The 585-nt window shown below is 32.5% G+C and carries 1 protein-coding gene; it reads right to left on the bottom strand.

Features of this window, described 5'->3' with window-relative positions:
• Positions 1-563: thiaminase II (gene tenA, locus DMP16_RS10695; RefSeq protein WP_143577263.1), on the bottom strand; the 563-nt coding region annotated here is incomplete at its 3' end.
• Between the last annotated feature and the right edge of the window lie 22 nt (positions 564-585).

The following is a 585-nucleotide window of genomic DNA, read 5'->3' as shown; positions in this document are numbered from 1 at the left end:
TCGTTAAACTCTTTCTCACTCACATTTTCATTATCTAAAATTGATATCACTGCTCTAACTCCTCTTTCATATTCTTCTCCACCATACGTATCAATCCACTTTTGATAAATCGGGTTCTTAGATCCTTTCTTTAGTAATTCTTTACCAACTTCCATATAAATCCAATAACAGGGTAACACAGCTGAGACTACCTCAATGAAAGGTCTAGAATATGCTACCGCTAATAGATAGGATGTATATGCTAGATTGGTAGGACTCATTTCATAGTTTTCTAGATTGACTCCAAATTCCTTAATGTAATATTTATGTAGAGCTTTCTCAACCTTAATAGCATCTTGTATATGTGTAATGAATAATGCAGAATGTTCCTCGCTATAAGCTTTAGCTGATAACAGAGCTAAAGCTTTAGAAAATTCCCTTAAATACATGTAATCTTGGACTATGTAATATATGAATTTCTCTTCATCAAGATTACCATTGACTAATTCTACTAGGAAAGGATGGTTGAGAATAGAATTGTAAATATCTAAAATGGAGCTCCAAAGCCTTTCACTATTTTTCATATGGAAATTTACGTTAAGGGAT

The sequence above is a fragment of the Sulfolobus sp. B1 genome (assembly GCF_007050195.1).
GTDB lineage: Archaea > Thermoproteota > Thermoprotei_A > Sulfolobales > Sulfolobaceae > Saccharolobus.
This window is presented reverse-complemented; position numbering and strand designations above follow the sequence as displayed.